Source organism: Ruegeria sp. HKCCA4633, from assembly GCF_013034605.1.
Lineage (GTDB): Bacteria > Pseudomonadota > Alphaproteobacteria > Rhodobacterales > Rhodobacteraceae > Ruegeria.
Map to the genome: position 1 here is coordinate 1 of NZ_WQGJ01000021.1, position 2,412 is coordinate 2,412.

The 2,412-nt window shown below is 51.8% G+C and carries 5 protein-coding genes; all 5 read right to left on the reverse strand.

The genetic code is table 11. The annotated features are described in order from the left end of the window. Positions 1–214 precede the first annotated feature (214 nt). The 5 genes from GOV85_RS21355 to GOV85_RS21450 all read right to left on the reverse strand — a co-directional run bounded on the left by GOV85_RS21355 (position 215) and on the right by GOV85_RS21450 (position 2,410). Entirely contained in the window at positions 215–388 is a 174-nt protein-coding gene (locus tag GOV85_RS21355) for a hypothetical protein (protein WP_170355752.1), read from the reverse strand. Between the two features lie 42 nt (positions 389–430). After that, complete coding sequence (locus GOV85_RS21360; RefSeq protein WP_170662705.1) at positions 431–736, reverse strand: hypothetical protein; 306 nt, start codon at positions 734–736, stop codon at positions 431–433. 52 nt (positions 737–788) lie between these two features. Next, complete coding sequence (locus GOV85_RS21365) at positions 789–1,403, reverse strand: hypothetical protein (RefSeq protein WP_170768564.1); 615 nt, start codon at positions 1,401–1,403, stop codon at positions 789–791. 55 nt (positions 1,404–1,458) lie between these two features. Continuing rightward, a complete protein-coding gene (locus GOV85_RS21370) occupies positions 1,459–1,758 on the reverse strand; it encodes a hypothetical protein (RefSeq protein ID WP_170720933.1) in 300 nt (99 codons plus the stop codon). 364 nt (positions 1,759–2,122) lie between these two features. Then, positions 2,123–2,410 carry a hypothetical protein gene (locus GOV85_RS21450; RefSeq protein WP_217358307.1) on the reverse strand — a complete coding sequence of 96 codons (288 nt, stop codon included), beginning with the start codon at positions 2,408–2,410 and terminating at the stop codon, positions 2,123–2,125. Positions 2,411–2,412: the final 2 nt, after the last annotated feature.

The window sequence follows — 2,412 nt, forward strand, 5'->3', positions numbered from 1 at the left end:
GACTGTTGCTTGGACCGCCGTTTCGACTGGTCACGTCAGAATTCGCAGCGGTTGCGAGAAAACCAATGAATATGAGGGACGCAAAAAACCGCATGCCAACTCCTTTCTATTCTTGAACCTCTGATGCCCAAACCTTTGCGACCTGATAGTCTCTCGGAAAGGCTAATTCACGACGACCATATCAAGTGGGCAGTTAGCTTTCCGCTGTGGAACTTTAAATAGGCCACACCAGATTGATGATAACGACGACCACGAAGTAGGCTAGAAAAACTTTCCAATTCCATTGGTGCTTGTTTTCTTCGTTGATCACGCCAGCCGATTTCAATGCCAGGTTAGTGATGATCAAGGCGACTACGATGACCGCCGCGTGTGCCAGGTCGAAATGCAAGTTTGAGCTCCTTCTTCAAGATTTGGGATTGATGGAAATTTGTCAGCAGTCACCTGATGGCAGCATAGCTACTTCTGAGTACCTTCCCTCAGACGTCGTAATCCGAGCACATGCACCAGTATCCTTGTTAAACCAGTACGAGGTCAGACCTTCGCTTCGGATGAGTTCAAATCCGAGACTTTGGATGCCCATTTCAGCTTGGCCCGCTCTTGCCCCTTCAAATGACGAAAGATCGCTAGCGCTGCCCACAGTTGGTGCACTTGCATCCACCGATCCGTCACTCTCGTCGCATGCTGCAAGCGCAGCAGTACACGCCGTGCCGATCACCAACAGGAACTTGGATTTCATCTGTTTTTCCTAGCTTCTTTGGGAATACATTTCCGGGTTTCTGGTTGATCACCTATTCAATTCCGAAAATTACGTTGTAGTCGACGGAAGAGTTGCTGCGATTGATAACCTCCACAACATGATCACCAGATTGCCAAAGCTGCCCTCGATACTCCTTGTCCGCCGACATCAATCCCAACAGTTCAGAACCATCGGGGTTGCGAATAACGTAGCCCAAGGAGCCATTTCGCGGAGCAACGCGGACGTAAAGAAACTGTTCGTTTTTGGCACCCAGAACGTATTGCTGCGACGCTCCGGGCGCGAGTTCACCGACGAGTTCTGCGCCAGTTGAACCAGCATCAAATTTGACACGTTGGCTACTAGTAGATCCGGCTGCGCCTGCCATGGCTCCTCCTCCATCATCCATCGCCTCGACAACCGACATCTCGCCGATGCTTCCATCCTTGTACGCGATGCAGCGCCAAAGTGTTCCGCCTGCGTCTCGCAGCATGACGAGCGTACCAGCTTCCGAGAACTGAGAGCTTTCAATCGTTCCGGATTGACCGTCTGGTCCACCAACCTGCCGCAAATGGTCGATACAAGCGTCGTCTGCTTCAGACATTGCAGAAGCAGCTGTGCCCGCGATTGCGAACATGGGTGTGAAGATTTTGATTAATAAGGGTTTCATCAGGTGGTTCCCTGTTAGCTTGTTCTTACAGTTTTGTTCCGTACAAAGCGGAGCTTCACTTCGCTTCTTGTAACTTTGACAGAAACTCATCGCATGCCTGTGCGCTACCGACGATCTCGCCCGTCGTTTCAATTCCTTGCAGTGATGCCATTTCGGAATTTACGCGGTTGAGGATCTGATCCGCTTGCTCGGCGGTGATCAGGTTCTCGGCTTGTGCTCCTTTCAATGTGGAGCAGACACCGGCGGACAAACCTGTCGCAACGCCTACACCCATCGCGGCCCCGCCACCCAAGGTCATCGCCCCAACCACACCTAAGACGAGCCCGATCACAATACCCAAGATCACTTTTCCCATGTTTTCCTCCTTTTTGGTGAGACAGAGCTCCGCCTTCACTTCTGGCGCAAACTGCGTGCCCATTTGCAAGTTAAGACCAATGCCAACAGGTTAAGCACGGGTGCAATCGCTGCGAACCACGGTTTGAATGGCTCTGAAACCAAGTCCGATACAAGTATCCAAGGCAATCCCAACGGCAAAAGGAACACCCCAGACAAAGGGTCTCTTTCTTGTTCAAACCAGCCAAATGTACCCGTCAAGAACACAAACAAAGCCAGCAGGTAAAAGATCGCGAATACGATGGTGGTTATTCTACAAACCAAGTCGAGTTTTCCGAAGAGCAAGACAGTGTTGCGCGGCGGTGTTCAGCCGCGCACCAAATTGATCACAATGCGCCTTCGTCGCCCAGGAACTCGATACCAGCTGTTGCTCCATCACTGTAGGCAATACAATTCCAGGGAGCACGATCCTCACCAACGCCTACAGTGACTTGTGTTCCCGCCTCGCTAAACGCGGATGAGAGCACCACGACTTGCGAATTGTTCGTTGTGTTGGCTACATCTCGCAAACACGCCTGCTGAGCGGGTGTGAGTTCGGCGGACGCACTGGATGTACCCGTATCGTCGCAGGCCGCGAGCAGTGCAAAACAAGTTGCGCCCGCAATCATCACCATCT